The organism is Capnocytophaga sp. oral taxon 326 str. F0382 (genome assembly GCF_000318295.1).
Classification (GTDB): domain Bacteria; phylum Bacteroidota; class Bacteroidia; order Flavobacteriales; family Flavobacteriaceae; genus Capnocytophaga; species Capnocytophaga periodontitidis.
Genome location: NZ_KB291398.1, coordinates 19,335 through 44,550, shown reverse-complemented (window position 1 = coordinate 44,550; position 25,216 = coordinate 19,335). Strand labels below are relative to the sequence as shown.

At 36.7% G+C, this 25,216-nt stretch carries 23 protein-coding genes and 1 tRNA gene; 14 read left to right on the top strand and 10 right to left on the bottom strand.

The features are described from left to right. Positions 1–128 precede the first annotated feature (128 nt). From typA to HMPREF9073_RS06215, 4 genes are all read right to left on the bottom strand, one after another. Entirely contained in the window at positions 129–1,934 is a 1,806-nt protein-coding gene (typA, locus tag HMPREF9073_RS06225; RefSeq protein WP_009413136.1) for a translational GTPase TypA, read from the bottom strand. A gap of 92 nt (positions 1,935–2,026) precedes the next feature. Beyond that, a complete protein-coding gene (locus HMPREF9073_RS15475; RefSeq protein WP_009413135.1) occupies positions 2,027–2,152 on the bottom strand; it encodes a FeoB-associated Cys-rich membrane protein in 126 nt (41 codons plus the stop codon). 7 nt (positions 2,153–2,159) lie between these two features. Next, a complete protein-coding gene (locus tag HMPREF9073_RS06220) occupies positions 2,160–2,831 on the bottom strand; it encodes an SIMPL domain-containing protein (protein WP_034555528.1) in 672 nt (223 codons plus the stop codon). 85 nt (positions 2,832–2,916) lie between these two features. After that, positions 2,917–4,965, bottom strand: coding sequence for an HD family phosphohydrolase (locus tag HMPREF9073_RS06215; RefSeq protein WP_198005890.1), 2,049 nt, complete (start codon positions 4,963–4,965; stop codon positions 2,917–2,919). A 418-nt stretch (positions 4,966–5,383) separates the two neighbouring features. On the opposite strand from HMPREF9073_RS06215, the gene HMPREF9073_RS06210 reads away from it, so the two are divergent. The 14 genes from HMPREF9073_RS06210 to HMPREF9073_RS06145 all read left to right on the top strand — a co-directional run bounded on the left by HMPREF9073_RS06210 (position 5,384) and on the right by HMPREF9073_RS06145 (position 22,258). Continuing rightward, on the top strand, positions 5,384–8,104 hold the full coding sequence (locus tag HMPREF9073_RS06210; protein WP_051046563.1) for a putative LPS assembly protein LptD: 2,721 nt from the start codon (positions 5,384–5,386) through the stop codon (positions 8,102–8,104). A gap of 67 nt (positions 8,105–8,171) precedes the next feature. Beyond that, entirely contained in the window at positions 8,172–10,163 is a 1,992-nt protein-coding gene (ligA, locus tag HMPREF9073_RS06205) for an NAD-dependent DNA ligase LigA (protein ID WP_009413131.1), read from the top strand. Positions 10,164–10,238: 75 nt separating this feature from the next. Then, positions 10,239–11,363 carry an N-acetylmuramoyl-L-alanine amidase gene (locus HMPREF9073_RS06200; RefSeq protein ID WP_009413130.1) on the top strand — a complete coding sequence of 375 codons (1,125 nt, stop codon included), beginning with the start codon at positions 10,239–10,241 and terminating at the stop codon, positions 11,361–11,363. 22 nt (positions 11,364–11,385) lie between these two features. Then, positions 11,386–12,336 carry an MlaD family protein gene (locus tag HMPREF9073_RS06195; RefSeq protein ID WP_009413129.1) on the top strand — a complete coding sequence of 317 codons (951 nt, stop codon included), beginning with the start codon at positions 11,386–11,388 and terminating at the stop codon, positions 12,334–12,336. A gap of 8 nt (positions 12,337–12,344) precedes the next feature. After that, positions 12,345–13,661, top strand: coding sequence for a (Fe-S)-binding protein (locus tag HMPREF9073_RS06190; protein WP_009413128.1), 1,317 nt, complete (start codon positions 12,345–12,347; stop codon positions 13,659–13,661). Between the two features lie 91 nt (positions 13,662–13,752). Further along, positions 13,753–14,448: a cell division ATP-binding protein FtsE gene (locus HMPREF9073_RS06185; protein ID WP_009413127.1), complete on the top strand. Its 696-nt coding sequence runs from the start codon at positions 13,753–13,755 to the stop codon at positions 14,446–14,448. A 42-nt stretch (positions 14,449–14,490) separates the two neighbouring features. Further along, positions 14,491–15,450 (top strand): D-2-hydroxyacid dehydrogenase, encoded by a 960-nt coding sequence (locus tag HMPREF9073_RS06180; RefSeq protein WP_009413126.1) that lies wholly within the window; start codon positions 14,491–14,493, stop codon positions 15,448–15,450. A gap of 8 nt (positions 15,451–15,458) precedes the next feature. Beyond that, positions 15,459–15,854 (top strand): DUF937 domain-containing protein, encoded by a 396-nt coding sequence (locus tag HMPREF9073_RS06175; RefSeq protein WP_009413125.1) that lies wholly within the window; start codon positions 15,459–15,461, stop codon positions 15,852–15,854. Positions 15,855–15,926: 72 nt separating this feature from the next. Beyond that, positions 15,927–16,361 (top strand): nucleoside deaminase, encoded by a 435-nt coding sequence (locus HMPREF9073_RS06170; protein ID WP_009413124.1) that lies wholly within the window; start codon positions 15,927–15,929, stop codon positions 16,359–16,361. Continuing rightward, positions 16,358–18,244 carry a hypothetical protein gene (locus HMPREF9073_RS06165; protein WP_009413123.1) on the top strand — a complete coding sequence of 629 codons (1,887 nt, stop codon included), beginning with the start codon at positions 16,358–16,360 and terminating at the stop codon, positions 18,242–18,244. The genes HMPREF9073_RS06170 and HMPREF9073_RS06165 overlap by 4 nt, the downstream gene beginning before the upstream one ends. Positions 18,245–18,331: 87 nt before the next feature. After that, a complete protein-coding gene (locus tag HMPREF9073_RS06160) occupies positions 18,332–18,619 on the top strand; it encodes an ATP-dependent Clp protease adaptor ClpS (protein ID WP_009413122.1) in 288 nt (95 codons plus the stop codon). 47 nt (positions 18,620–18,666) lie between these two features. Further along, positions 18,667–19,443, top strand: a complete 777-nt coding sequence (locus HMPREF9073_RS06155) for a 3'-5' exonuclease (protein ID WP_002672676.1) — start codon at positions 18,667–18,669, stop codon at positions 19,441–19,443. A gap of 72 nt (positions 19,444–19,515) precedes the next feature. Then, positions 19,516–21,714 carry a bifunctional (p)ppGpp synthetase/guanosine-3',5'-bis(diphosphate) 3'-pyrophosphohydrolase gene (locus HMPREF9073_RS06150; protein ID WP_009413121.1) on the top strand — a complete coding sequence of 733 codons (2,199 nt, stop codon included), beginning with the start codon at positions 19,516–19,518 and terminating at the stop codon, positions 21,712–21,714. Between the two features lies 1 nt (position 21,715). After that, a complete protein-coding gene (locus HMPREF9073_RS06145; protein WP_009413120.1) occupies positions 21,716–22,258 on the top strand; it encodes an RNA methyltransferase in 543 nt (180 codons plus the stop codon). Positions 22,259–22,321: 63 nt separating this feature from the next. Here the strand turns inward: HMPREF9073_RS06145 and HMPREF9073_RS06140 are convergent. From HMPREF9073_RS06140 to HMPREF9073_RS06115, 6 genes are all read right to left on the bottom strand, one after another. Further along, positions 22,322–22,394, bottom strand: a tRNA-Gly gene (locus HMPREF9073_RS06140). Between the two features lie 120 nt (positions 22,395–22,514). Then, positions 22,515–22,922, bottom strand: coding sequence for a hypothetical protein (locus tag HMPREF9073_RS06135; RefSeq protein WP_034555526.1), 408 nt, complete (start codon positions 22,920–22,922; stop codon positions 22,515–22,517). A 7-nt stretch (positions 22,923–22,929) separates the two neighbouring features. Next, positions 22,930–23,460, bottom strand: a complete 531-nt coding sequence (locus HMPREF9073_RS06130; protein ID WP_009413118.1) for an STM3941 family protein — start codon at positions 23,458–23,460, stop codon at positions 22,930–22,932. 4 nt (positions 23,461–23,464) lie between these two features. After that, entirely contained in the window at positions 23,465–24,412 is a 948-nt protein-coding gene (locus HMPREF9073_RS06125) for a nitronate monooxygenase family protein (protein WP_009413117.1), read from the bottom strand. 3 nt (positions 24,413–24,415) lie between these two features. Further along, complete coding sequence (locus HMPREF9073_RS06120; protein WP_009413116.1) at positions 24,416–24,835, bottom strand: VOC family protein; 420 nt, start codon at positions 24,833–24,835, stop codon at positions 24,416–24,418. A gap of 1 nt (position 24,836) precedes the next feature. Next, positions 24,837–25,193, bottom strand: a complete 357-nt coding sequence (locus HMPREF9073_RS06115; protein WP_009413115.1) for an MmcQ/YjbR family DNA-binding protein — start codon at positions 25,191–25,193, stop codon at positions 24,837–24,839. Positions 25,194–25,216 lie beyond the last annotated feature (23 nt).

The window sequence follows — 25,216 nt, the reverse complement described above, 5'->3', positions numbered from 1 at the left end:
AAAAGTGATTGATTATCAGATTTATAGACTTTGTTGAAGTTTTGGGACTTTGACAAAGTTTATGACAATTAAAAAGAGGTTACTCAATATTGGGCAACCTCTTTTGTTTTTAGAAAATATTTGCTTAATTATTTAAACTCTTTTTCGTGGCGTTTGCGTTCATTTTCATCTAAGTAGATTTTACGCAAGCGCATATTTTTTGGTGTTACTTCAACGTATTCGTCTTTTTGGATATATTCCAAAGCTTCTTCTAATGAAAACTTAATAGGGGGAGCTAACTTCACTTTTTCATCAGAACCAGCAGCTCGTACGTTTGTAAGTTTTTTAGTCTTCGTAACATTCACAACGATATCTCCACTACGAGAGTTTTCGCCAATTACTTGTCCTGTATAGATGTCTTCGCCTGGGAAGATGAAGAATTTACCGCGGTCTTGCAATTTATCGAGAGAGTAGGGGATAGCAGTACCTTGTTCCATAGAGATGAGCGACCCATTGATACGCCCTGCGATTTCACCTTTGAAAGGTTGGAATTCCAAGAAACGGTGGTGGATAATAGCTTCACCAGCAGTAGCTGTGAGCAATTGGTTACGCAAACCGATGATACCGCGAGAAGGAATGATGAACTTGATAATCATACGTTCACCTTTAGGCTCTATACTTAGCATTTCACCTTTACGAAGGGTTACCAAATCGACAGCTTTACCACTTACGTTCTCAGGTAAATCGATAGTAAGTTCTTCTACAGGTTCACATTTTACACCATCGATTTCTTTGATAATTACTTGAGGCTGACCTATTTGTAATTCGTAACCTTCACGGCGCATTGTTTCGATGAGCACTGAGAGGTGTAATACCCCACGACCATAAACAATAAACTTATCGGCACTATCGGTAGGTTCTACACGTAAAGCGAGGTTTTTCTCTAATTCGCGTTCCAAACGTTCTTTGATATGGCGAGAGGTTACGAATTTACCATCCTTACCGAAGAAAGGAGAATCGTTGATAGTGAAGAGCATACTCATTGTAGGTTCATCGATAGCGATAGTAGGAAGTGCTTCGGGATTTTCATAATCGGCGATGGTATCACCAATTTCAAAGCCTTCTAAGCCAGCAATCGCACAAATATCGCCTGCTTGTACTTCCTCTACTTTTTTACGACCTAAACCATCAAATAGGTGTAGTTCTTTAATTTTAGATTTGACGATAGTCCCATCACGTTTCACTAATGAAATATTCATACCAGCTTTTAGGGTACCACGGTGCAAGCGACCGATAGCGATACGACCTGTAAAGGTAGAATAATCAAGAGAAGTGATGAGCATTTGCAAGCTACCTTCTTCAATTTGAGGAGCAGGGATGTGCTCTACCACCATATCGAGTAGGGGAGCGATGCTATCCGTTTTTTTATGCCAATCTTCAGACATCCAGTTTTGTTTTGCTGAACCGTAGACAGTAGGAAAATCGAGTTGCCAATCTTCGGCACCGAGTTCAAACATCAGGTCGAATACAGCTTCGTGTACCTCATCAGGCGTACAGTTTTCTTTATCGACTTTGTTGATTACCACAATAGGTTTCAACTTCATTTCGATAGCTTTTTGGAGTACAAATCGCGTTTGAGGCATAGGACCTTCAAAGGCATCTACTAATAGAAGTACGCCATCAGCCATATTGAGGACACGCTCAACCTCACCACCAAAGTCGGCGTGGCCAGGGGTATCGATGATGTTGATTTTGATGTCTTTATAAACAACAGATACGTTTTTAGAGAGGATGGTAATACCGCGTTCGCGTTCGAGGTCGTTATTATCTAATATCAGTTCGCCAGAATCTTGGTTGTCGCGAAAGAGTGCGCAGTGGTGCAAGATTTTATCAACAAGGGTAGTTTTTCCGTGGTCAACGTGGGCAATAATAGCTATATTTCTAATAGCGGTCATAGATATAATTTGTAATTTTTAAAATTGAGGGCGCAAAGGTACGAATAATTTGTCAATTAGCAAATTTGTGAATTGGCATTTTTTTTAATTATTTAGTGTCCGCAGTTGCAATTAGCGCCTCCAGAACAGCCTTTCTTTTTGTTAAAAAACAGTTTTTTCACTAAGAAAAAAGCTGCTATTGCTACTAAAATATAGGCTATAATTTCTTGTGTTCCCATAGTGAATTTATTTTAAAAGTTCGAATGCTACATTTACTTGAGCTTCGATAGCTATTTTACCTACGGCTAAAGTATTATCATTTCCGGTACTTCCTAAACTCATTTTGCTCATTCTTTCAACGGGTTGTATATCGTTGAAATGAGAGTTTACTTCCTTGATTTGGATAGCTTTACCAATGTTTTGATCTAAGCTTACGGCATAGAGTAACGCTTTTTTACGAGCATCGTCGATAGCGGCGATACGTGCTTCTTGTAAGAGTTTTTCTTTGTTTTTTACTCCAAAGCTGATGCCGTCAATTCGGTTTACTCCTGCATCGAAAATAGTATTCATCAAGTTATCGTACTTGCTTATATCTTCTAATTTGATATTGATATTTTGCACGACACGATATTTGTTCAGTTTGTTATAATCGTCTTTATAAAGAGATACATAGCTGGTTTGGAAATTCTCCATAGGGAGTTCCTTACTCAAAAGTTGTAATACTTGAGCCACAGCTTCGCCGTTCTTTTGTCGGAGATTCTTCAAATCAAGCCCTTCTTTTTCGATACTGATAGAGATATTTACCATATCGGGGGTTGCATATACGATGCCTTCACCTGTAACTTCGACGGTAGGCGTTTGGTTTTGTGCTATTGCCATTGTTGATATTAGCGAAAATAATACAAAGTAGTGTTTCATATTTTTTGATGTTTATTTTAGATTTTTGAGAATCTTGGAGAATCTTGGAGAATCTTGGAGAATCGGATGTCAATAAGTGTGCCAATTACTCGGGATATTCGATACGCACGTGGTAGATATTGGTGAGTTTGTTTTTAAATATGCGTTTGATAGCTTCGATTTCTTTGAAAGATATATCGGAATTAGCAAATTGATTGTCATCTAATTGTTTTTTGATGATGCGATCTACAAACTCGTTAAGAGCTTCAAAAGTAGGGTTTTTAAGACTTTTGGTAGCGGCTTCCACTGAATCAGCCATCATCAGTATAGCTGTTTCTTTGGAGAAAGGAATAGGACCTGGGTAGCGGAAATCTTCTTCTTTAGTGCCTTCGGGATTTAGGTCTAAGGCTTTGCGATAGAAATAATAGGTAAGACTGCGTCCGTGATGGGTTTTGATGAAATCGATGATGCGTTTGGGCAGTTTATTTTTATGAGCGAGTTCGACACCATCGGCAACGTGTTTGATAATCACCTTAGCACTTTGTTCAGGAGTGAGCTGGTCGTGAGGGTTGAGGCTTGTTTTTTGGTTTTCAGTAAAATAAATAGGATTTTCCATCTTACCAATGTCGTGATATAGTGCTCCTACACGCACCAATAGCGTATTAGCGCCAATTTCGGCGGCAGCAGCTTCGGCAAGATTTGCCACCTGCATAGAGTGTTGGAAAGTACCAGGAGCTTTTTCGGAGAGTTGGCGCAAAAGTTTGGTGTTCGTGTCGGAAAGTTCCAAGAGAGAGACATCGGATACTAAGCCAAAAGTACGTTCATAGATATAGGTAAAAGGTTGTGAAAATAGGATTCCTATACCATTGAGAATGAAAAGAGTGAGCAAGGAAATGTCTAGTCCTTTGAGTGTTCCTTCGGTAATGGTATGGAAAGCGATATAAATAATTAAATAGGCAGCGGTGATGAGTCCCGCCGATACAAAACTGCTCAATCGGTAGTGCATTCCCTTAGGAGTGAGGATGATAGCCATAGCAGATACAATTTGTATGAACACAAACTGGAAGCTATTGGGCACAATGAAGCCTGTGATGAGTATGGTGCTGATATACACAAAGAGGACGGTGCGCAGATCGAAAAACGACTTGAGAATGAGCACCATCATTCCTACGGGGACAATATAGATATAATCGGGGAAATAGCGAGAGATGAGTCCGACGAAAAGAATCATCGTGAGCATATTGAGCAAGATAACACTCAATTTGACATTGCTTTTGTATATTTTCTTTTCGTATATTTTTAAGTATAACACCATTAGTATCAATACTATAGCAACTAATGTGTAATAGCCTGATAGCGACCAATTATAGTTATTTTGACTCCACGTTTGGGTTTCATATTCTTCTTTGAGAGATAAGAGAGTGTTTAGTTTTTCACCTTCGACTAATTCACCTTTGGCGATGATAAGTTTTCCTTTGTTCACCCATCCACGCGTATAGACAATCTCTTTGAGGTTTTGATTTAAGGCTTTTTGGGTAAAATTTTGGTCGATTACAAGATTAGGGGTGAGGATATCAAAGAAAAGGTCGTAGTAATTTTTAAGATATTCGTTGTAAGGAGCGGTATTGAAATAGTTTTTAATGGCATTATTTAGCTGTTGAAGGTATAATACACGAGAGGCAGAGACTTCAATAATTTGGTTGTTTTGCTTGATAATTGCGATTTCGGAAGTTTTGAACACAGGAGGGTTGAGCATTATCCCATTGTGATAGCTTTCAGTTAAAAATGTTTCAGCTTTGTGGAGTAAGAGCTCTTTTTTGTCTTTAGACAATTGATTGAAATAGCTATTTTTTTTCTGTTCAAACTTCTGTTTAGCACTTATAAAGGCAGTTGTATCTTGTTTGTAATAAACGGTAGATTGATTGGTAATTTGTTGTTTTTCAGAGTTTATTTGTTGATCTGTTTTTTTTAGGGGGAAATCAAAAGGAGCATATAGATTATCGTGTTGCCAAAGTTCACCCTTGCGAAATTCGTATTTAAACTTCGCTTTTTCGGGAAATACTTGCAAGATAAGCACTAAGGCTATGGCAAAGGCTAAAATCTTGAAAACAAGGGATTTTTTAATAAAAACTTTGATATTTTTGAGAGTCATCATCATTTACTTCGTTAAAGTAAGGGCAAAAGTACAAAATAATTAGGAATTACGAATGAAGGGAGAGAGATTTTTTTAGGTGATAGATAATAAAACAAGTAGTGTTCAAATATTTTTAGTTTTACATTATTCTCAATGATTTGTTCAATTCGTTAAGTATTCGTCAATAAGTAAAGTATGTATTTTCTTCGTTTATTGTTCGTTCTTTCTTCGTTTATTATTCGTTATTACAGTTATTGCGGAAAATTCAAGAAAAAGGCGATTTCGTTATGAATATGATAATTTAAGTAAAAGAGAGTAATAAATGGTAGTTTTGGAGGCTAGTAGATCCATTTCCAATAGTAAGTTGCGATATAGTTCTTGGCATTTCAAAAAAAAGTTGTATTTTTGTCGCCTCAATAAAACTATATTCGGAAAAACTTTGTTACAGTATAAACGTCAACTCTCTTTTATTATCAGCTTGTTAGTAGTAAGCTGTTGCTTTTGGTATGCTGAATCATTTGCCTTTAGGACAGGTGGTTTTAACTATACCTATCCTTGGGTAGCACGCGATACTATTAAAAAAGACACTATAGAGCCTAAGAATGACCGTCGTGGACGACGTATCAAGCCTAAAAAAACTTCAGGAAAGGCTAAAGATTCCCTTAAAAACGATACTATTAAGAAACCTAAAAATGCCTTGGAAGACATAGTGAAATACAAGGCTAAGGATAGTATTGTGTTCAATAGAATAAAGAATGAAATCATCCTGTACAATGAGACTAATGTACAATATACTGATATTGACATTACAGCGGGCATAGATGTGATTAATTACGAGAAAGGAGAGGTATATGCAGGACGTTTGAAAGATAGTTTAGGTGAATATAGTCAGCACCCTGTATTTAAGCAAGGTAGTGATGTAATAGAGCCTGATTCTATTCGCTTTAACTATCGTAACCAGAAGGCGATTATCCGCAATGCTTATACCAAGCAGGACGAAAACAACATAAAAGGTGAGATCATAAAAAAGGAGAATGACTCTACTTACTTTATGAGAAATGCAATTATCACTACTGCTGAAGACCTTGACGATCCTGATTATTACATCAAAGTACGCAAAGCGAAGTTTGTACCTAAGAAAAAGATTATTGCGGGTTTTAGCAATATGTATATAGTGGATATTCCTACCCCTTTGGCTATTCCGTTCGCTTATTACCCTATGGTATCGGGACGCACTTCGGGGCTTATCTTCCCTACCTTTGGAGAAGTGAATAACCGTGGCTATTTTTTGCAGAACATAGGTTATTACTTTGTAATTAGCGACAATTTTGACCTTTCGCTTACGGGTGACTATTATACCAATGGTAGCTATGGGCTTAGAGCACAATCGGCTTATGTGAAGCGCTACAAGTATTCCGGAAGTTTTAATCTTTCATTTGAGAATAACATATACAGTATGAGGGGTTTACCTGACTATTCAGGCAGCCGTATGTACAATATCCAGTGGTCGCATTCCAAAGACGGCAAAGCTAACCCTAATTCCAACTTTTCGGCTTCGGTAAACCTATCGAGCAACAGTAGATATTATCAAGAATCCTACAATCAAGCGAATACGTCGAACTTTTTGAACAACACGATGATGTCGTCTATCTCGTATTCCAAGACATTCCCAGCATATCCTTCGATTAACTTATCGCTATCGGCATCGCATTCACAAAATACGAATACGAAAAGTATTGATATGACACTCCCTTCGATGCGTGCGAGTATGGAGCGCATTTACCCTTTTGCTCGTGAAGGGCAAGCAAAGAAAGGTCTTATTAAGAGTTTGAATTTTCAATATAGTATGCAAGCTGACAACCGTTTTGCTACTTATGATAGTCTGTTTTTTAGTAAAAAGATGTTTGATGAGGCTAAAAACGGGGTGCGACACTCTATACCGGTGAGTACAACTGCTAAGTTATTTAAATACATTACCTTAGGATTGAACTCTTCAGTAAACGAGACTTGGCAGTTTAAGACAATTCGCCGTAAGGACTTCAATAGCAATACGGGAAAGGTAGGAATTGATACTCTCAGTGGTTTTGACCGTTTTATGACATACAACCTCGGGGCGAGTCTTGGTACGACTATCTATGGTACTTTCCGTTTTGGTAAGAATGCTAAAATTCAAGCTATTCGTCACATAATGCGACCCTCAGTGAGTTATGGTTATAATCCTTCTTTTGATCAATATTATGATTATTACATTTCGGACGCTTATGGCAACCGCTCACAATATACCCGTTTTGAAGGGGGGATCTACGGTACGCCAAGTTTGGGTGAGTCGCAATCGATAGGGTTCTCTTTGGCGAACACCTTTGAAGCCAAAGTGAAACAAAAAGATAGTACTGATGCTGAGCCGAAAAAGGTAATGCTCTTGAACAGTCTCAATTTCAGTTCTAACTACAACGTGATTACCAAGCAGTTTAGTCCGCTGAATATTACGGGGGGTACTTCGTTCTTCAACGGGAAGCTCGGGGTGAACTTTGGGGCAACACTCAACCCTTATGCAATAGACAACAATGGACGACAAATGGAGAAATGGAATATAGACAACGGCGGTAGTCTTTTTAGGCTTACTAACGCCAATATTTCTACTAACTATTCATTCTCGAACAAAGATAAAAAAGACAAGAATAAAGACAAACAGACGGGTAACGTAGCAGGAGGACGTACTGATGACCTCTTTGGGTCGTCGAAACCACTAAGCGAAGTGCAGGATATGGATAAGAACCGCAAAGAAGGCGAGGATAAAGAAGAGAAAAAAAACTACTATAAAGCGGCTATACCTTGGGATATTACTCTTGCACACTCACTTACTTATAGTAATCAAGCACGTGAAAGTACTATATCTAATAATTCTCTAATGTTCTCAGGGAATGTATCACTTACTCCTAAGTGGCAAGTGGGGCTTTCCAGTGGTTATGATTTTGTAAATCAAGGTTTCACCTATACTCAAGTACGTTTTGAACGCGATCTGAACAGTTTTCGTATGAGTTTTCAATTTACTCCCTTTGGTTATCGTAGCTCATGGTACTTCTTTATTGGTATCAAAGCTTCAATGCTTTCAGACCTAAAATGGGAAAAGAACAAAGAGCCGGATAGGGTCTTAAGGTAAAAGGTAAGAGGTAAGAGGTAAAAGGTAAGAGGTAAAAGGTAAGAGGTAAAAGGTAACAAGGAAAATTATGAAAGAAAAGATACAACAACTTCGGGAGGAACTCAATGAGCACAATTATAACTACTATGTGCTGGACAATCCTACAATTTCAGATTATGAGTTTGACCAAAAACTTAAAGAGCTACAAGCTTTAGAGCAAGCGCATCCTGAGTTTTACGATGAGAATTCTCCTACTGTACGTGTGGGAGGAACTATAACTAAAAGTTTCCCCACTGTAGTACACGAATATCGTATGTACTCATTAGATAACTCTTATTCTGAAGAAGACTTAGAGGAATGGGAACAACGTATTATTAAAACATTAGGCAGTGACCAAATCAATTTTACTTGTGAATTGAAATACGATGGTGCTTCTATAGATTTGTTGTACGAAAACGGCAAGCTTAAACAAGCTACTACTCGTGGTGATGGTATTCAGGGTGACGATATTACCGCTAATGTGCGTACGATTCGTTCAGTACCCTTGCAACTAAAAGGCGATTACCCTGAACGTTTTTACATTCGCGGGGAGATAGTAATGCCTAAAAAAGCCTTTGAAAACCTCAATAAGGAACGTATAGCAGCTGGCGAAGACCCTTTTATGAACCCTCGTAACACCGCTAGCGGTAGTCTCAAATTGCAAGATACTGCCGAGGTTGCTAAACGAGGTTTGGATTGCTTATTGTACTTTTTGGTAGGGAACACAGGTATAAAGAGTCAGTTTGAGAGTTTAGAAAAAGCGCGCGAATGGGGCTTTAAAGTACCTAATATTTCCAAATTATGCCACTCTACTGCCGAAGTGATGGACTTTATCAATGAATGGGATACCAAACGCCACACTTTGCCTTATGAAACTGATGGAGTAGTGGTAAAGGTAGACAATATTGCCCAGCAAGAAGAGTTGGGGTATACTTCAAAATCACCACGTTGGGCAATGGCTTACAAGTTCAAAGCAGAACAAGTAGACACTGTTTTAGAGAGTATTTCCTACCAAGTGGGACGTACAGGAGCTATTACTCCGGTGGCAAATCTCAAACCCGTGTTATTAGCAGGAACCGTAGTAAAACGCGCTTCATTGCATAATGCTGACCAGATTGAAAAGCTTGATATTCGCATAGGCGACTCGGTATATGTAGAAAAAGGCGGAGAGATTATCCCTAAAATTGTGGGCGTGAACTTAGATAAGCGCGAAGCAGATACTCAGCCCGTGAAATATATCACCCATTGTCCTGAATGTGGTACCGAGTTGGTGCGTAACGAAGGCGAAGCGCAACACTACTGTCCTAATGCTTATGGCTGTCCGCCCCAGATTACAGGTAAGATTCAACATTTTATCTCACGCAAAGCAATGGATATAGAAGGCTTAGGAGAAGAGACAGTAGAACAACTCTTCCGTGCCGGTATTATCCATACTTATGCTGACCTCTATGAGGTAACCGTAGAGAAATTGCTCCCCTTAGAGCGTATGGCACAAAAGAGTGCTGAGAATATTATTAAAGGTATTCAGCAATCAAAAGGAATACCTTTTGAACGCGTGCTTTTTGCTTTGGGAATTAGATATGTAGGTGAAACTGTTGCTAAGAAGTTAGCACGCCACTACAAAAATATTGAAACACTCGAAAATGCTACAATAGAACAATTAGTAGAAGTAGACGAGATAGGCAACCAAATAGCTACCAGTGTAGTAAATTTCTTTGCAGACGACTATAATCGTAAACTTATTGATAGACTCAAAGACTATGGATTGCAATTTGCTCTTTCAGAGGAATCTACTGAAGGACAAACAGATACCCTTAAAGGACTTACTTTTGTAGTTTCTGGAGTCTTTCACTTATATTCTCGCGATGAACTCAAAGCCCTCATTGAACAACACGGGGGTAAAGTAGGGTCATCTATCTCATCAAAAACTAATTACGTGATAGTAGGCGATAATATGGGACCTAGCAAAAAAGAGAAAGCTGAACAATTAGGAGTGAAAATGATTAGTGAAGAAGAATTTCAATCGTTAATAATCAGTTAAATATCTGTTCAATTTTGGTGTATTAAGGTAAAAATCTTACCTTTGCCGCCTATTTAAATGAAAATGTAAGAATTGATGAAATTTGTCCATTATATCTTCTTATGGGTACTATGTGCATTACCAATGTTGGGACTATCTCAAAAAACACCTGTATTTAAAGTAGTTTTAGATGCTGGACACGGAGGTAAAGACCCTGGTAAGGTAGTAAACAAAAACATTTACGAAAAAGATGTAGTACTGAAAATAGTATTATTAGTAGGCAAAAAGTTAGAAGCCTATCCTGATATAAAGGTTATCTACACACGTAAAACCGATGAGTTGATTGACCTTTATGAGCGTGGTGCTATTGCCAATAGAAATAAAGCTGATGTATTTGTTTCTGTACATTGTAATGCTCACGAAACTCAAGTAGATGGAGCAGAAACCTATGTATTAGGGCTACACGCCAATGAGCAAAACTTTGAGGTTGCTAAAGCCGAAAACTCAGTAATTTATTTAGAAGAAGATTACAAAAAGAAATACGCCAAATACAACATCAACTCTCCAGAATCAGTGATAGGTGTTTCTATTATGCAAGAGGAATTTTTAGAACAGAGTATTCAGCTGGCTAAAATAGTACAAAATCAACTTACAGGAGTGATGAAACGCACTAATCGCGGGGTACGCCAAGCGGGTTTTATCGTCTTACATCAAACCTATATGCCTAGTATCCTAATAGAAACTGCTTTTTTGACTAATAATGAAGAACGCAAGTTTCTCACTTCGGCTAAAGGACAAGAAGAGTTCGCTGAAAATATAGCAGAAGCGATTCTTACTTATAAAAAATGGGTACAAGGAAAAAGTTCGTATGTAGCTCCTGATGATAGTATTTCTCAAGCGAGAGGAATAGGGCGTAGCTCTAAACAAACTGATGTTTCTAATAATAGAACAAACAATAACGAATTGAGTTATAAAATACAAATATCATCAAGTCCAAAACGTTTAGAAACTAAGTCTTTTAATTTTAAAGGACTCTCGCCTATATCAGTTGAAAAAGACAACAATGTATATGTGTATTATTATGGAAATACTTCTAAACACCGAGAAGCCCTTGAACTACTGAACAAAGCAAAAAAAAAAGGCTATAAAGATGCCTATATCGTAGCATTTTATCAAAAAAAACGTATTACAGTAGAAAAAGCTAAACAATTAGAAAAATAAACCTTATTCAAAATAGAAACAAATGAAATTATCCAGAGAAATAAAAACAGCAATTATAGTAGTAGCGGGTATTGTCGCTTTCTATGTAGGCTTCAACTTTTTGAAGTCTAAGTCATTATTTAATAAAACGAATACTTATTACGCTTATTTTCCTCATTCAGGTGGATTGAAAACTGGTACACAAATCACTGTGAATGGAGTGAAAGTGGGAAGCGTAGAAGCGGTAGACTTAGAAGAAAAAAGTGCTAAGATAAAAATTACTATGGAGTGTTCAGATGATTTCAAATTCTCTAAAAATAGTGTAGCTGAACTCTACAATAGTTTACTTGGAGGAGCAGGATTACAAATTATTCCTGCTTTTGATAACGCACCCGCAGCTGTATCAGGTGATGTATTAGAAGCACGTGTACAAGAAGATATGTTAGCTTCTCTCTCATCGTCAATCAAACCTACACAAGATAAACTCAATCACCTTTTAGGGCAAGCTGATACTACCCTTACAGGAGTTAATAGTATTTTAGATGCTAAAACTACTAACGATTTGAAAAATGCAATAACTGAACTCAGTGCAACTATGCGCAATCTCAATCAAGCCTCAGCTACTCTCAACAAAATGTTAATTGCTAATCAAACTAATTTGAATACTACTTTAACCAATGCTAATAAAATCACTACCGATTTATCAAAAGTATCAGGACAGCTTTCGGAAGCTGAGCTCAACAAAGTAATCACTAATGCTCAAACTACACTTACTAATCTCAACACTCTTTTAGCTGATGTAGAAGGAGGTAAAGGCACTATTGGTAAACTACTAAAAGATGAGGCTCTCTATAAAGATTTGGATAAATCGGCTAAACATCTTGAACTACTATTACAAGATTTGCGTTTGAATCCTAAACGTTATCTTCACTTCTCTGTTTTTGGTAAAAAAGCTAAAGTATACGAACCAAACGACGAAGAAAAAGCTGAATAAACATATTAATGAGCTTCCTTCCTAACATAGTATTTTTAATACTTCTCTGTATAGGAGGAGGCTTTTTTATTTATAATATACGCAAACTTATTAGGAATATCCGTTTAGGAAAAGCTGAAGATACCTCTGGTAATCACAAAGAGCGACTCAAAAATATGTTATGGCTTGCCTTAGGACAACAAAAAATGTTAGTACGTCCCATAGTAGGAATACTACATATTGTTGTATATGCAGGTTTTTTGATTATCAATATTGAGTTGTTAGAAATTCTCATAGACGGTATTTTGGGTACTCATAGAGTATTTGCTCCTTTAGGAAAATTTTATAATTTTCTGATAGCTTCTTTTGAGATATTAGCTCTTTTAGTAATTGTTTCAGTAATTGTGTTTTGGATAAGAAGACATATCCTAAAAATACCTCGATTTCACAAAACAGAACTCAAAGGTTGGGCTAAAAAAGATGCAAGTAATATCCTCTATGCCGAAATGGTGATGATGAGCCTTTTCTTGCTGATGAATGCTGCCGATGCCCAATTACAAGCACTGCAACTACCTCATTATATACAAGCAGGAACTTTCCCCATAAGCCAATGGCTACACCCATTATTACAAAATGTTTCTGTAGGAACTCTTATTATCATAGAACGCAGTTGTTGGTGGTTACATATCATTGGGATATTGTGTTTTTTAAACTACTTATATTATTCTAAACACCTACATATTCTATTAGCATTTCCTAATACTTATTTTGCTTCTGTGCGTCCGTTAGGCACCTCTAAGGTAAACCCTGTGGTAACACAAGAGGTGAAACTAATGTTAGACCCTAATACCAATTCTTTTGCAACGCCTCAAGATACTAACCCTCCAGATAAGTTTGGAGCTTCGGACGTAACCGATCTTACGTGGATACAACTGATGAATGCTTATACTTGCACCGAGTGTGGGCGTTGTACTGATGAGTGTCCAGCGAATCTCACAGGTAAAAAACTTTCTCCTCGCGCTATTATGATGAAAACTCGTGACCGATTAGAAGAAATAGGTCGCAATATCGACAAGCACGACACTTTTCAACCTGACGGCAAACAATTGTTAGGTGATTATATTACTCCTGAAGAATTATGGGCTTGCACTACTTGTAATGCTTGTGTAGAAGTCTGTCCTGTAGGAATTAACCCACTATCTATTATTATGGATATGAGACAATATTTAGTAATGGAACAATCAGCAGCTCCTGCCGAACTCAATGTAATGATGAGTAATATAGAAAATAATGGAGCTCCTTGGGCATACAGTCAAGCAGATCGTGCTTTAGTTTTTGATGAATAAAAGTGTGCTTATATTTCTGTTATCTAAATAATTTTACTACCTTTGCAGGAATTTTTTAAAGTAAAACACACAACTTTCAGTATTTATATCAATGGAAAATCCAGTATTACATTTAAAAGAAGTATCTGTATATCAGAAAAATAATCTTATTTTATCCAATGTGAATCTCACTGTTGGAAAAGGAGAATTAGTATATCTCATTGGTAAGACAGGCTCAGGAAAAAGTAGCTTAATCAAGTTACTTTATGGTGATTTACCCCTTACTAAAGGACAAGGAAAAGTAGTAGGTTTTAATCTTAAAAATCTTACAGAAGATGAAATTCCTCTGCTTCGTCGTAAGTTAGGAGTAGTATTCCAAGATTTTAAACTGCTTACGGATAGAAGTGTATATGATAATCTCGCTTTTGTTCTAAAAGCTACAGGGTGGACAGACAAAACCAAAATAGATAAACGTATTGAGGAAGTACTCGCCAAGGTAAAAATGCAGAATGCAGGATTTAAATTTCCTCACGAACTCTCAGGAGGTGAACAACAAAGGGTAGCTATTGCACGTGCCTTATTGAACAATCCAGAACTTATTTTAGCCGATGAGCCTACAGGTAATTTAGACCCTGAAACCAGCGTTGAAGTAATGCAAGTACTCAAGGAAATTAATGCCTCAGGGCGCACTATACTAATGGCAACTCACGACTATGCTCTTATTCTTAAATTTCCATCTAAAACATTAAAATGTGATGGTGAACGTATCTTTGAAGTAGTACAAAGAAGAGTAAAAAGCGAAGAATAAAAAATAAATAAAAATATAGTATATTTAAATAGACAGATAATAATGGCAATAAAAATATTAGCAAATGATGGTATTTCCGATTCAGGAAAAGAAGCATTAGAGAAAGAAGGGTTTGAGGTAATCACTACAAAAGTAGCTCAAAACCAATTGATAGATTATATAAACAAACACGCCATTGATGTACTTTTAGTGCGTTCAGCTACTCAAGTGCGCAAGGATATTATCGATGGTTGTTCTTCACTGAAGCTCATCGGTAGGGGAGGAGTAGGTATGGACAACATAGATGTAGATTATGCTCAAAGCAAAAATCTACACGTAATCAATACTCCTGCTTCTTCAGCTAACTCGGTAGCAGAACTCGTATTTGCCCACCTTTTTACTGGAGTGCGCTTTTTGCACGATGCTAACCGCAATATGCCTTTAGAAGGTGATACTCAGTTCAACGAACTGAAAAAAAACTATACCAATGGTGCTGAACTGCGTGGTAAAACCATAGGTATTATAGGTTTTGGACGTAGTGGGCAAGCAGTAGCTCGTATTGCTATAGGGTTAGGAATGAATGTATTAGCTTATGACCCTAAAGTAAAAGAGGCAATAGTAACACTTGATTTTTTCAATGGGCAAACCTTACCATTCACCATCAAAACGGTAGAAAAAGAGCGTTTATTGATGGAATCTGATTTTATCACCCTCAATAATAGTCCAGCTCAAGGAGGTTATGTGCTTGACACTCCTGAATTTAACCTGATGAAAGAAGGGGTAGGTGTAATAAACTTGGCAAGAGGAGGTGCCTTAAATGAGGTAGCTCTTATAGAAGCCTTGGAGCACGGCAAGGTAGCTTTTGCAGGTTTAGATGTGTTTGAGAACGAACCTAATCCCGCTATACAAGTACTAATGCATCCTCAAATATCACTCACCCCACACATAGGGGCGTCTACTAACGAAGCTCAAAACCGTATAGGTTTTGAATTAGCTTCACAAATTGCAACCTTATTAAAATAATTTATACTATGGCAGGAATTTTAGATTTTTTAGGAGGTGATAACCTCCAACAACTCGTGAAAGGATTGAGCGAGAAAACAGGTATTGGTGCTGATAAAGTAAGCTCTGTAGTAGATTCATTAAAATCTATGTTTGGCAATGCTGAAGGCAATGATATCCTAAACAAACTCACTGGCGATGGTAAATCGTCTACTTTGAACGCTATCAGTGAGAAAACAGGCGTTTCATTAGATGGTGTGAGTAAAATTTTTGAGAATTTAACCCCAATGATTTCTAACTTTTTCTCAGGTAAAGGTGGTAATATTGGTGAAATGATTACTTCTTTCTTTGACAAGAATAAAGATGGCAATGTAATGGATGATATAATGGGAGGTATAGGTAACCTCTTTGGAGGAAACAAATAATAATTCTCATACACTAAAATCTTATTACTTTGGCAGAGTTTTTGTACTTTGCCAAAGTAATTTTTATTTCAGATGAATACTGACGAGTACTTTATGCAAAAAGCTTTGGAGGAAGCTCAAATCGCTTTTGAAGAGGACGAAATCCCTGTAGGAGCTATTATAACAATTGACAATAGAATTATAGCTAAGGCACATAATCTTACTGAACGCCTAAAAGATGTAACTGCACATGCCGAAATGCAGGCCATAACTATGGCTGCTCACTATCTGGGGGGTAAATATCTCACAGATTGTACTATGTATATCACTTTAGAGCCTTGTGCAATGTGTGCAGGAGCTCTGTATTGGAGCCAGTTATCGCGATTAGTTTATGCTGCTGATGACCCTCATAGAGGTTTCAAAGCAATAGGAGGTAAATTACATCCTAAAACAGAGGTTGTTACGGGTATTTTATCTGAAGAAGCTACAACTTTATTAAAGCAATTTTTTCAGCAAAAAAGGAAATGAGAAAAACCTTTACTCTTATAGCACTCTTTCTCTTGGGAATGAATTATCTTCTTTCTCAAGAAATAGATACTTTAAGAGGAAAAGATTCTCTACCACAAGGCATTTCTCCTCAAAGAGAAATGAAAAACAGAGCATTTTATAAAAAAATAAAAAACTTTTTTGGAAAATATAAACTCACTAAGAACTTAAATGAACTTATTGTTATTGAAGAAAAAAAAGCTCCTGAAGGAATAAGTATATTTACTGTTACATCTACTACAATTATTACCCCTAAGAAAACTTCTTCTTATCAAGGGAAAATCATTAGAAACATTGTTATTACTACCTTAGATCCTTTTGGTTTTGATGAAAGAGATTTGAGCAAATCTCCTCGTACTCGGTTAGAACGTTATGGCAATGCTTTACATATAAAAACCCGTGAGAGTACAGTGCGTAGGATGCTTTTGTTTAAAAAGGACAAACCTTTAGACACTCTTCTACTGAGTGAAACCGAACGTATATTGCGTAATCAACGGTATATTCGTAGAGCACAAGTGAAAGCAACGTCTGTGGAGGGAACTTCCGATTCCATAGATGTACAAGTAAATGTGCTTGATAGTTGGTCGATGTACTTTGATGGAGATTTAGCAGGCAATAGAGGCTGGACAAGGCTTACTGAGCAGAATCTCTTCGGGATAGGACACGAACTTTCACTTACTTATCAACAATACTTTTCAGGAATTGGAAATAATGGTAAAGGATTCAATTATGTAGTGAGAAATATCAGAAATTCTTATATCAATGTACGAACAGGTTATTATTCTGATTATGAGAATGAGTTTTCAAAAAATATACAAGTAGAACGACCTCTCTATTCACCTTTAGCACGTTGGTCGGGACGTTTAGGGTATTATGAGAATCGTTTTAAAGATGAAGGTATTAGGTATCGCGATTCTGTTTATACCCCTACGTTAATGACGCGAACTTTTGATGCTTTTGGTAGTTGGGTAAAACCTATTAAAAAAGGAGATTCTAAACTCATTCACAATTTTATTGCAGCAGCAAGATTTCGCAATATCAGTTATTACGAAAAACCTTCTTTAGATATAGATCCAAAACAATATTACAGCAATGAAAATTTATATCTCACTCAATTTAGCTTAAATAGTACAGGATTCATAAAAGAACGTTATATTTTTCGCAATGGCGATATTGAGGATGTAGGGATAGGACATTCTGTATTTCTCACTTCAGGTATTTTATGGAAAAATAAGGCAACATTACCATATCTTGGAATTGGATTTACCTCAGCAAACTATAACAGAAAGGGCTATCACTCTATAAATTTTGAAGTAGGATCTTTTTTTGAAAATGGTAATAGTAAAGAAACTATTCTACGAGGACAAGGCACCTATTTTACTAAGTTATTTACAATAGGCGATTGGCATTTTCGTCAGTTTTTACGCTCTTCATTCGTAATAGGATTCAATGGAAGTATATACCAGCGCAATAATATCAACTTAAATGATTCTAATGGTATTTTAGGTTTCAATAGTAGTGAAGTATATGGCACACGTAAACTAATTTTTACTTCTCAAACACAAGTTTATGCACCTTTTCAGTTATTAGGTTTTAGGTTCAGCCCATTCCTATCAGCCGATGCAGGTTTTATAGGTAGAAATAATACAGCTTTTTTAAAAACTGAAGTCTATTCTAAAGTATCTTTAGGGTTCTATATATCTAATGACTACTTACCCTTTGGCGCTATAGAGTTTTCATTTGGGTATTACCCTAATATACCTGGAACGGGTAGGAATATTTTTAAATTTACAGGGATTACCAACGACGATTTTAGATTGCATAGTTTTTCTCAACGATTACCAAATGTTGTATCGTTTAGATAACAAATGCTTTGCAATAAGAAATATTAAAGTAAACATTTGCACAATTCATTTATTTACCATACTTTTGTATCATTATAAAAGCAAATTATGTTACAAAATAATTACCAAGAAGAAACCTTTGCTGAGGAAGACGTGATGGAGCTTATAGATGATGAATGTCATCTCATTTTATACAATGATGATGTCAATACTTTCGACCACGTTATTGATACCTTAGTAGAGGTTTGTCATCACACTTTTGAGCAAGCCGAGCAATGTGCTATTATTGTGCATTTCAAGGGAAAATGCGATGTAAAAACAGGAAGTTATGAATATCTAGAACCTCTTTGCACCGCGCTTCTTGATGCTGGACTCTCTGCTCAAATAGAAAATTAATAATTACCATTTTTAAAATTATTCACTTTTAACTATTCACTAAAATCGTGGAACTAAAACTATCAAAACCTATTTGTTTTTTTGACCTTGAAACTACGGGCATTGATATTACCAAAGACCGTATCGTTGAAATATCTATTTTAAAAGTCTACCCCAATGGCAATAAGGAAAGTAAAACGTGGCTCGTAAACCCTACTATTCCTATCCCAAAAGCTGCCTCAGATGTGCACGGCATTACCGATGAACGCGTTGCGGGGGAACCCACTTTTAAAGAGCTTGCCAAGCAAATCCATAATATGATAAAAGATTCTGACCTTGCTGGCTACAATTCCGACCGATTTGATATTCCTTTGCTTGCCGAAGAAATGCTGCGTGCTGAAGTAGATTTTGATTTGGGGAACCGCGTATCAGTAGATGTACAAACTATTTTTCACAAAATGGAACAGCGCACTCTCTCGGCAGCCTATAAGTTCTATTGTGGTAAAGATCTTATTGATGCGCATACAGCTTCAGCAGATACTAATGCCACTTATGAAATCCTCAAAGCCCAGCTTGACCGTTATGATAGCTTAGAGAACAACATCAAAAAGCTCAGCGAGTTTACTTATCGCAAACAAATAGCCGACTTTGCTGGGTTTATTGGCTATAATGACAAAGGTGAGGAAATCTTTACCTTTGGGAAACACAAAGGCAAACGTGTAGAAGATATTTTTGATGAAGAGCCAGGATATTTTGGTTGGCTTCTCGGTGCCGACTTCCCATTGTATACTAAAAAAATCCTTACGGCTATCAAGCTCCGTAAATTATCGGCTACTATTAAATAAAAAATAGTTCTAAAACTTCAGTAAAGTTCTAAATTTTGCTAAAGTTAGATTTTTCTACATTCATTTTTATTTATGGAAACAAACACCGACTTAGAAGAAGAAAACAAAGCCATTGCCCGCGAGTATAAAGAACTCTTGCGTATTAGTTATCAAACCTTGAGTGATGAAGATAAAAAACTCATTCGCTTGGCGTTTGACACCGCTGTTGATGCGCACAAAAACCAACGCCGAAAAAGTGGGGAGCCTTATATTTTTCACCCTATTGCCGTAGCTAAAATTGTTGCTTCACAAATAGGATTAGACGCTATAGCCATTGCGTCGGCTTTGTTACATGATGTAGTAGAAGATACCGACTATACGATTGAAGATATGGAACGGCTTTTTGGTAAAACTGTAGCTCATATTGTAGAAGGACTTACCAAAATTTCGAGTATGAGCCGTGAAAATGACATCTCTTTACAAGCCGAGAACTTCCGAAAGCTCCTTCTTACAATGAATGACGATGTGCGCGTGATTCTCATAAAAATTGCTGACAGACTCCACAATATGCAAACGATGGATTCGATGGCAGACTATAAACAAGCCAAAATAGCTTCGGAAACACTCTATATTTATGCACCTATTGCTCACCGCATTGGCTTGTATAACATCAAAACAGAATTAGAAGACCTCGCCCTTAAATATACTGACCCCGAACGCTACAATAGTATCCTAAACAAAATGGAGGAATCCAAAGAAGAACAACAGGAATATATTGAAGCGTTTACTAAAATCGTAGAAACCTCTTTAACGCAACAAAAAATTGATTATTACATCAAAGGGCGACCCAAATCAATCTATTCTATTTACAGAAAAATGGAATCGCAAGGTGTGAGTTTTGAAGAAGTTTACGATAAATTTGCGATTCGCATCATCTATAAAAGTGAACCAGCTGAAGAAAAGTTTTTGGCTTGGAAAATATACTCTATTGTTACTGACCACTTCCGTCCTAATCCCACCCGATTGCGTGATTGGATTTCCTCACCTAAATCTACAGGTTATGAAGCCTTACACATTACCGTAATGGGGCCAAAAGGCAAATGGGTAGAGGTGCAAATACGCAGCGAACGTATGCACGAAATCGCCGAAAAAGGTTATGCAGCCCATTTTAAATATAAACACGGCGATCAAAAAGAAGAAGGCATCGAAATGTGGCTTAATAGGTTGCAAGAAGTCTTTGAAAACAGCGAGGCAAATGCTGTAGACTTTGTAGAAGATTTCAAACTCAACTTGTATTCTAAAGAGATTTTCGTCTTTACCCCTAATGGTGAGATAAAATCTCTCCCGAAAGGTGCTACACCACTTGATTTTGCTTTTTCAATACATACAGGAGTGGGTTTAAAAACACGTGGAGCCAAAGTAAACAATAAATTAGTGCCCTTAAACTATGTATTAAAGAGCGGTGAAACAGTAGAAATTATCACTGCTGAAAATGCAAAACCCACTAAGAACTGGCTAAACTATGCTACAACTGCTAAAGCACGTAGTAAGATAAAAAATGCTTTAAAAGAAGAAACAAAAGCTGTTGCTGCTGAAGGAAAAGAGATTTTAGTTCGAAAATTAAAGCAATTGAAGGTTACTCTTAATGAAGAAGTAATGAATGAGCTAGTGAGTTACTTCAAAACAAAGACGAGTTTAGATATTTACTATCAAGCAGGAACGGGAGAAATCAGCAACCAAATGCTGAAAGAGTTTGTATCTCATCGCACGTCTTTCTTTGGCTTATTCAAAAATAAAGTAGTTAAAAAACCTACCGACGAACCTGTTTATTCGCCTAACGTTCACTATGATAGCATTGTGTTTGGTAAAGAAGAAGAATCTTTAGACTATACTTTTTCAAAATGTTGCAATCCTATCCCTGGTGATCCTATTTTTGGGTTTGTTACTATCAACGAAGGGGTGAAGGTACACAAAAAAACTTGTCCGAATGCTATTTCGATGCAATCGAATTACGCTTATCGTATCATTCAAGCCAAATGGGTAAAATCTGATGAAAGAGATTTCAAAGTGAGTCTTAGAATTAGTGGTATTGACCGCGATGGACTCATCAGTGATATCTCAAAAGTGATTTTGGATAGCAAATTTGTAAAACTTACCAATATTAATATAGATACAGAAGGTAATGTATTCAGCGGAAAAGTCTCTATTTCAATCAACAACAATGCTACTTTAAAAAAACTGATGCAAGATATTAAGAACATCAAAGGAGTAGATAAAGTAAACAGACTGTAATATGCGTAAATTAGCGAATAATGAACTCAATAGATTGGATATTGAGCAATTTAAGAAGGCAGAAAAGACACCTCTAATAGTAATTTTGGATAATGTGAGAAGTTTGAACAATATAGGTTCTGTTTTTCGCACTTGTGATGCTTTTTTAATTGAAAAGATATACCTCTGTGGGATTACCGCCACTCCTCCAAACAAAGAGATTCATAAAACAGCTTTGGGTGCGACTGATAGTGTAGCGTGGGAATATGAAGAAAATACACTTTCGGCAGTAGAAAAGCTAAAAGAGCAAGGTGCCTATATTATTAGTATTGAGCAAGCTGAAAATTCTACAATGCTGAATGATTTTGAGCCTAACAGAAATCAAAAATATGCTATTATCTTTGGCAACGAGGTAAAAGGAGTGGAACAAGAAGTGGTTTCAGCTTCTGATGAAGTGATAGAAATCCCACAATATGGTACTAAACATTCTCTGAATATTTCTGTAAGTGCAGGAATTGTCATTTGGGAATTGGCAATGAAGATCAGGAAATATACAATGTTGTAAAAATAAAATTAGAAATGATAAACAAAAAGCCTGATAACATATTGTTATCAGGCTTTTTTATAGAGCGGGAGACGAGGTTCGAACTCGCGACATTCAGCTTGGAAGGCTGACGCTCTACCAACTGAGCTACTCCCGCAATTATAGTGATATAAATATATTTTCCGAGTGCAAATATACAATTATTTACTATAATCTTCCAAATTTTTTAATACTTTTTTTGTTGCATTTTCTGCAAATAAAAGTAAATACTTATAAATCAATCTCTTTTTTTCTTACTATTTTTCTTTTGATAAAAGTAAAGACAAATGTATGAAGATAAATACCCAGCATTTATGGATAATAATAATAAAGTTCCACGTAAAGGGTGAGTCCAACTACCTATAAAACTTTCATCAATAGCATAAATCAACAATATAATATAAGGAATCCAAAATAAGATTGTTTTTTTTAAGAATAAAAAGCTACTGATAAGCAAACATAAAGGTAAGGCATAAAATAATATAAGTCCCACTGTAAAACCCCACCCCCAAGCTTTGTTTGTATCAGCTTTTAACCAATCAATATAAGCTTTTTCTCCAAGTATATAAACTAAGAATGCTATACAAGTTGCAAATATAACAAATGACAATAGTATAATTACTTTGCATAAAGTTTTAAAGTGCATATTCTTACTAATTTTTATCTTTATAAGTAGCAAAACTTACTAAAAGTAGCGAAACAAGTTCTTTATGACTGATTTTCATTGTAGAACTTGCAATACTAATAGGAGCTCCATACATTTTCTGACTCCATTGCATCATCTTTTTTACAAAAAAGTTCTTTTCATTAGCAATAAGAGTTTCTGGATTTCTCACTTGTATCAAAATACTCTTATTCCCTTTGATCTCTAATTCTTGAAAGCCTATTATTTCTTGCCAAGGAATAAGATAATACTTTTGTATTCTTATATGTAGGGCTTTTTCATCTATAGCAAGTACCCATTGATTGTTTAGCAAGTTTTTTATGATAAAAAATAGAGCTGTTAAAGCAAAAACTACAACGATAATACCTATAGCTTCTATAAAAACAATGCTTCTTTTGCCGTCTTTAGATAATCCATTGGCATTTAGAAAACAAAATAAGCCTATTGCGAAGAAAATAATGGTTAAGAATAGTAGAAAAATGTTTTTCTTTTTGCTAGTGTAAATTTCTATTCGTTCCATTGTTTTATTTTAAAGCTGTAAGTCTTTCTATACCTTTGTGATACTCTGTTATAATCTCATCAATAACTTCTTGTACACTTTGTACTTTAGTGATGAGTGAAGCTGCTTGTCCTATTTCAAGCTCACCTTGTTCCATATCTCCTTCAAACATTCCTTGTTTGGTACGACGATTACCTACTAAGGCTTTAAGGTTCTCTACAGTAGCTTGTTGGGTATTGTATAATGCCTTTACTTGTTCATAAAAACCATTCTTTAGTAATCTCACAGGGGCTAATTCTTTCAGGGTAAGTTCAGTATCTCCTTCACCAGCGGCTACAACCTTCTCTTTGAAAGCGGGGTGTACAGACGCTTCAGTAGTAGCAACAAATCTACTGCCTATCTGTACCCCTTCGGCACCTAAGGCAAGAGCAGCAAGCATTCCGCTACCTGTAGCAATTCCCCCTGCAGCAATGAGAGGAATATCTAATACTTTGCATACAGCAGGAATGAGCACCATTGTGCTGGTTTCCTCACGTCCGTTGTGACCACCAGCTTCAAAACCCTCAGCTACCACAGCATCTACGCCGGCAACTTGGGCTTTAAGAGCAAACTTACTACTGCTCACTACGTGAGCTACTTTTATGCCTTCTTTTTGCAATAAAGACGTATAGGTAGCAGGATTTCCTGCCGAAGTAAATACAATCTTTACCCCTTCACGCAAAATCACTTCAATAGCTTTATCCATTTCGGGGTACATAATAGGAATATTCACTCCAAAAGGTTTATCGGTAGCCGCTTTACACTTACGTATGTGTTCTGCAAGGGTTTCGGGGTGCATAGAGCCTGCGCCCAATAGTCCTAAACCGCCTGCATTGCTCACTGCTGAAGCTAATCGCCAACCACTTGCCCATATCATTCCTCCCTGAATGATAGGATATTGAATATTAAAAAGTTCTGTAATACGTGTTTTCATTGTCTACAATTTAAGATTGTTATTCTCATCGAACTCCCAAAAAGGATTATAAGCGACTTCAAACACATAACCGTCTAAATCTTTAAAGTAACCGCTATAGCCACCCCAAAATACTTTTTGAGCAGGTTTTATTATAGTTGCTCCTAATTCTTTAACTTTGGCTAATACAGCGTCTACTTCCGCTTCCGAGGTAGCATTGTAGCTGATAGTCATTCCTGCAAACGAACTTGGCTCATAAGGCAAAGTAGTATCTTCTGAAAGTTCTTCTAAGGGGTAAAGCCCCAATACGATGCCTCCCAAAGGGAAAAGAGCATAGTCGTCCATACTTTTATCTGATTTTTGCCAACCTAAGCCTTCGTAGAAGCTAAGGGCTTTCTGAAAATCGCGAACGCCCAAAGTAATCAAAGTAAATTTTTGTCTCATACTATTGATTTGTTATAAGTTCTTTCTCTTTTTTAGGTACTTTGGCGAGTACTTCTTCGTAAGAATGTTGTACCATTTCTTCAATAAGAGTAGGAGGGAGGCTCTCTACCAAAACTGTATTCCAAAGTTTTTTGTTTAAGTGATAGCCTGCTACAATCTTTTCAGGGTATTGCTCACGAAGCTCCAAAGCGCGATCAGGGTTGCATTTGAGACTTGCCCTCAAAGGGACACTTTCTAAATTCGTAAGCACGAATATCCTCCCACAAATGCGAAAAACCAATATGTCCTCGCCGAAAGGCATATCTTCAGTAGTATGTGGTAAGGACAAGCAAAAGTCTCTGAAAGTTTCTAAGTTCATTGTTTTAGGTAAGAGAAAAGATA

Excerpts from the sequence above, each read along its gene's own strand:
- HMPREF9073_RS06115 (WP_009413115.1), bottom strand. The coding sequence starts at position 25,193 with ATGAACTTAGAAACTTTCAGAGACTTTTGCTTGTCCTTACCACATACT.
- HMPREF9073_RS06120 (WP_009413116.1), bottom strand. The coding sequence starts at position 24,835 with ATGAGACAAAAATTTACTTTGATTACTTTGGGCGTTCGCGATTTTCAG.
- HMPREF9073_RS06145 (WP_009413120.1), top strand. The coding sequence starts at position 21,716 with ATGCGTAAATTAGCGAATAATGAACTCAATAGATTGGATATTGAGCAA.
- HMPREF9073_RS06190 (WP_009413128.1), top strand. The coding sequence starts at position 12,345 with ATGAGCTTCCTTCCTAACATAGTATTTTTAATACTTCTCTGTATAGGA.
- ligA (WP_009413131.1), top strand. The coding sequence starts at position 8,172 with ATGAAAGAAAAGATACAACAACTTCGGGAGGAACTCAATGAGCACAAT.
- HMPREF9073_RS06130 (WP_009413118.1), bottom strand. The coding sequence starts at position 23,460 with ATGGAACGAATAGAAATTTACACTAGCAAAAAGAAAAACATTTTTCTA.
- HMPREF9073_RS06200 (WP_009413130.1), top strand. The coding sequence starts at position 10,239 with ATGAAATTTGTCCATTATATCTTCTTATGGGTACTATGTGCATTACCA.
- HMPREF9073_RS06195 (WP_009413129.1), top strand. The coding sequence starts at position 11,386 with ATGAAATTATCCAGAGAAATAAAAACAGCAATTATAGTAGTAGCGGGT.
- HMPREF9073_RS06215 (WP_198005890.1), bottom strand. The coding sequence starts at position 4,965 with ATGATGACTCTCAAAAATATCAAAGTTTTTATTAAAAAATCCCTTGTT.
- HMPREF9073_RS06135 (WP_034555526.1), bottom strand. The coding sequence starts at position 22,922 with ATGCACTTTAAAACTTTATGCAAAGTAATTATACTATTGTCATTTGTT.
- HMPREF9073_RS06160 (WP_009413122.1), top strand. The coding sequence starts at position 18,332 with ATGTTACAAAATAATTACCAAGAAGAAACCTTTGCTGAGGAAGACGTG.
- HMPREF9073_RS06180 (WP_009413126.1), top strand. The coding sequence starts at position 14,491 with ATGGCAATAAAAATATTAGCAAATGATGGTATTTCCGATTCAGGAAAA.
- HMPREF9073_RS06125 (WP_009413117.1), bottom strand. The coding sequence starts at position 24,412 with ATGAAAACACGTATTACAGAACTTTTTAATATTCAATATCCTATCATT.
- HMPREF9073_RS06170 (WP_009413124.1), top strand. The coding sequence starts at position 15,927 with ATGAATACTGACGAGTACTTTATGCAAAAAGCTTTGGAGGAAGCTCAA.
- HMPREF9073_RS15475 (WP_009413135.1), bottom strand. The coding sequence starts at position 2,152 with ATGGGAACACAAGAAATTATAGCCTATATTTTAGTAGCAATAGCAGCT.
- HMPREF9073_RS06175 (WP_009413125.1), top strand. The coding sequence starts at position 15,459 with ATGGCAGGAATTTTAGATTTTTTAGGAGGTGATAACCTCCAACAACTC.
- typA (WP_009413136.1), bottom strand. The coding sequence starts at position 1,934 with ATGACCGCTATTAGAAATATAGCTATTATTGCCCACGTTGACCACGGA.
- HMPREF9073_RS06150 (WP_009413121.1), top strand. The coding sequence starts at position 19,516 with ATGGAAACAAACACCGACTTAGAAGAAGAAAACAAAGCCATTGCCCGC.
- HMPREF9073_RS06220 (WP_034555528.1), bottom strand. The coding sequence starts at position 2,831 with ATGAAACACTACTTTGTATTATTTTCGCTAATATCAACAATGGCAATA.
- HMPREF9073_RS06185 (WP_009413127.1), top strand. The coding sequence starts at position 13,753 with ATGGAAAATCCAGTATTACATTTAAAAGAAGTATCTGTATATCAGAAA.
- HMPREF9073_RS06165 (WP_009413123.1), top strand. The coding sequence starts at position 16,358 with ATGAGAAAAACCTTTACTCTTATAGCACTCTTTCTCTTGGGAATGAAT.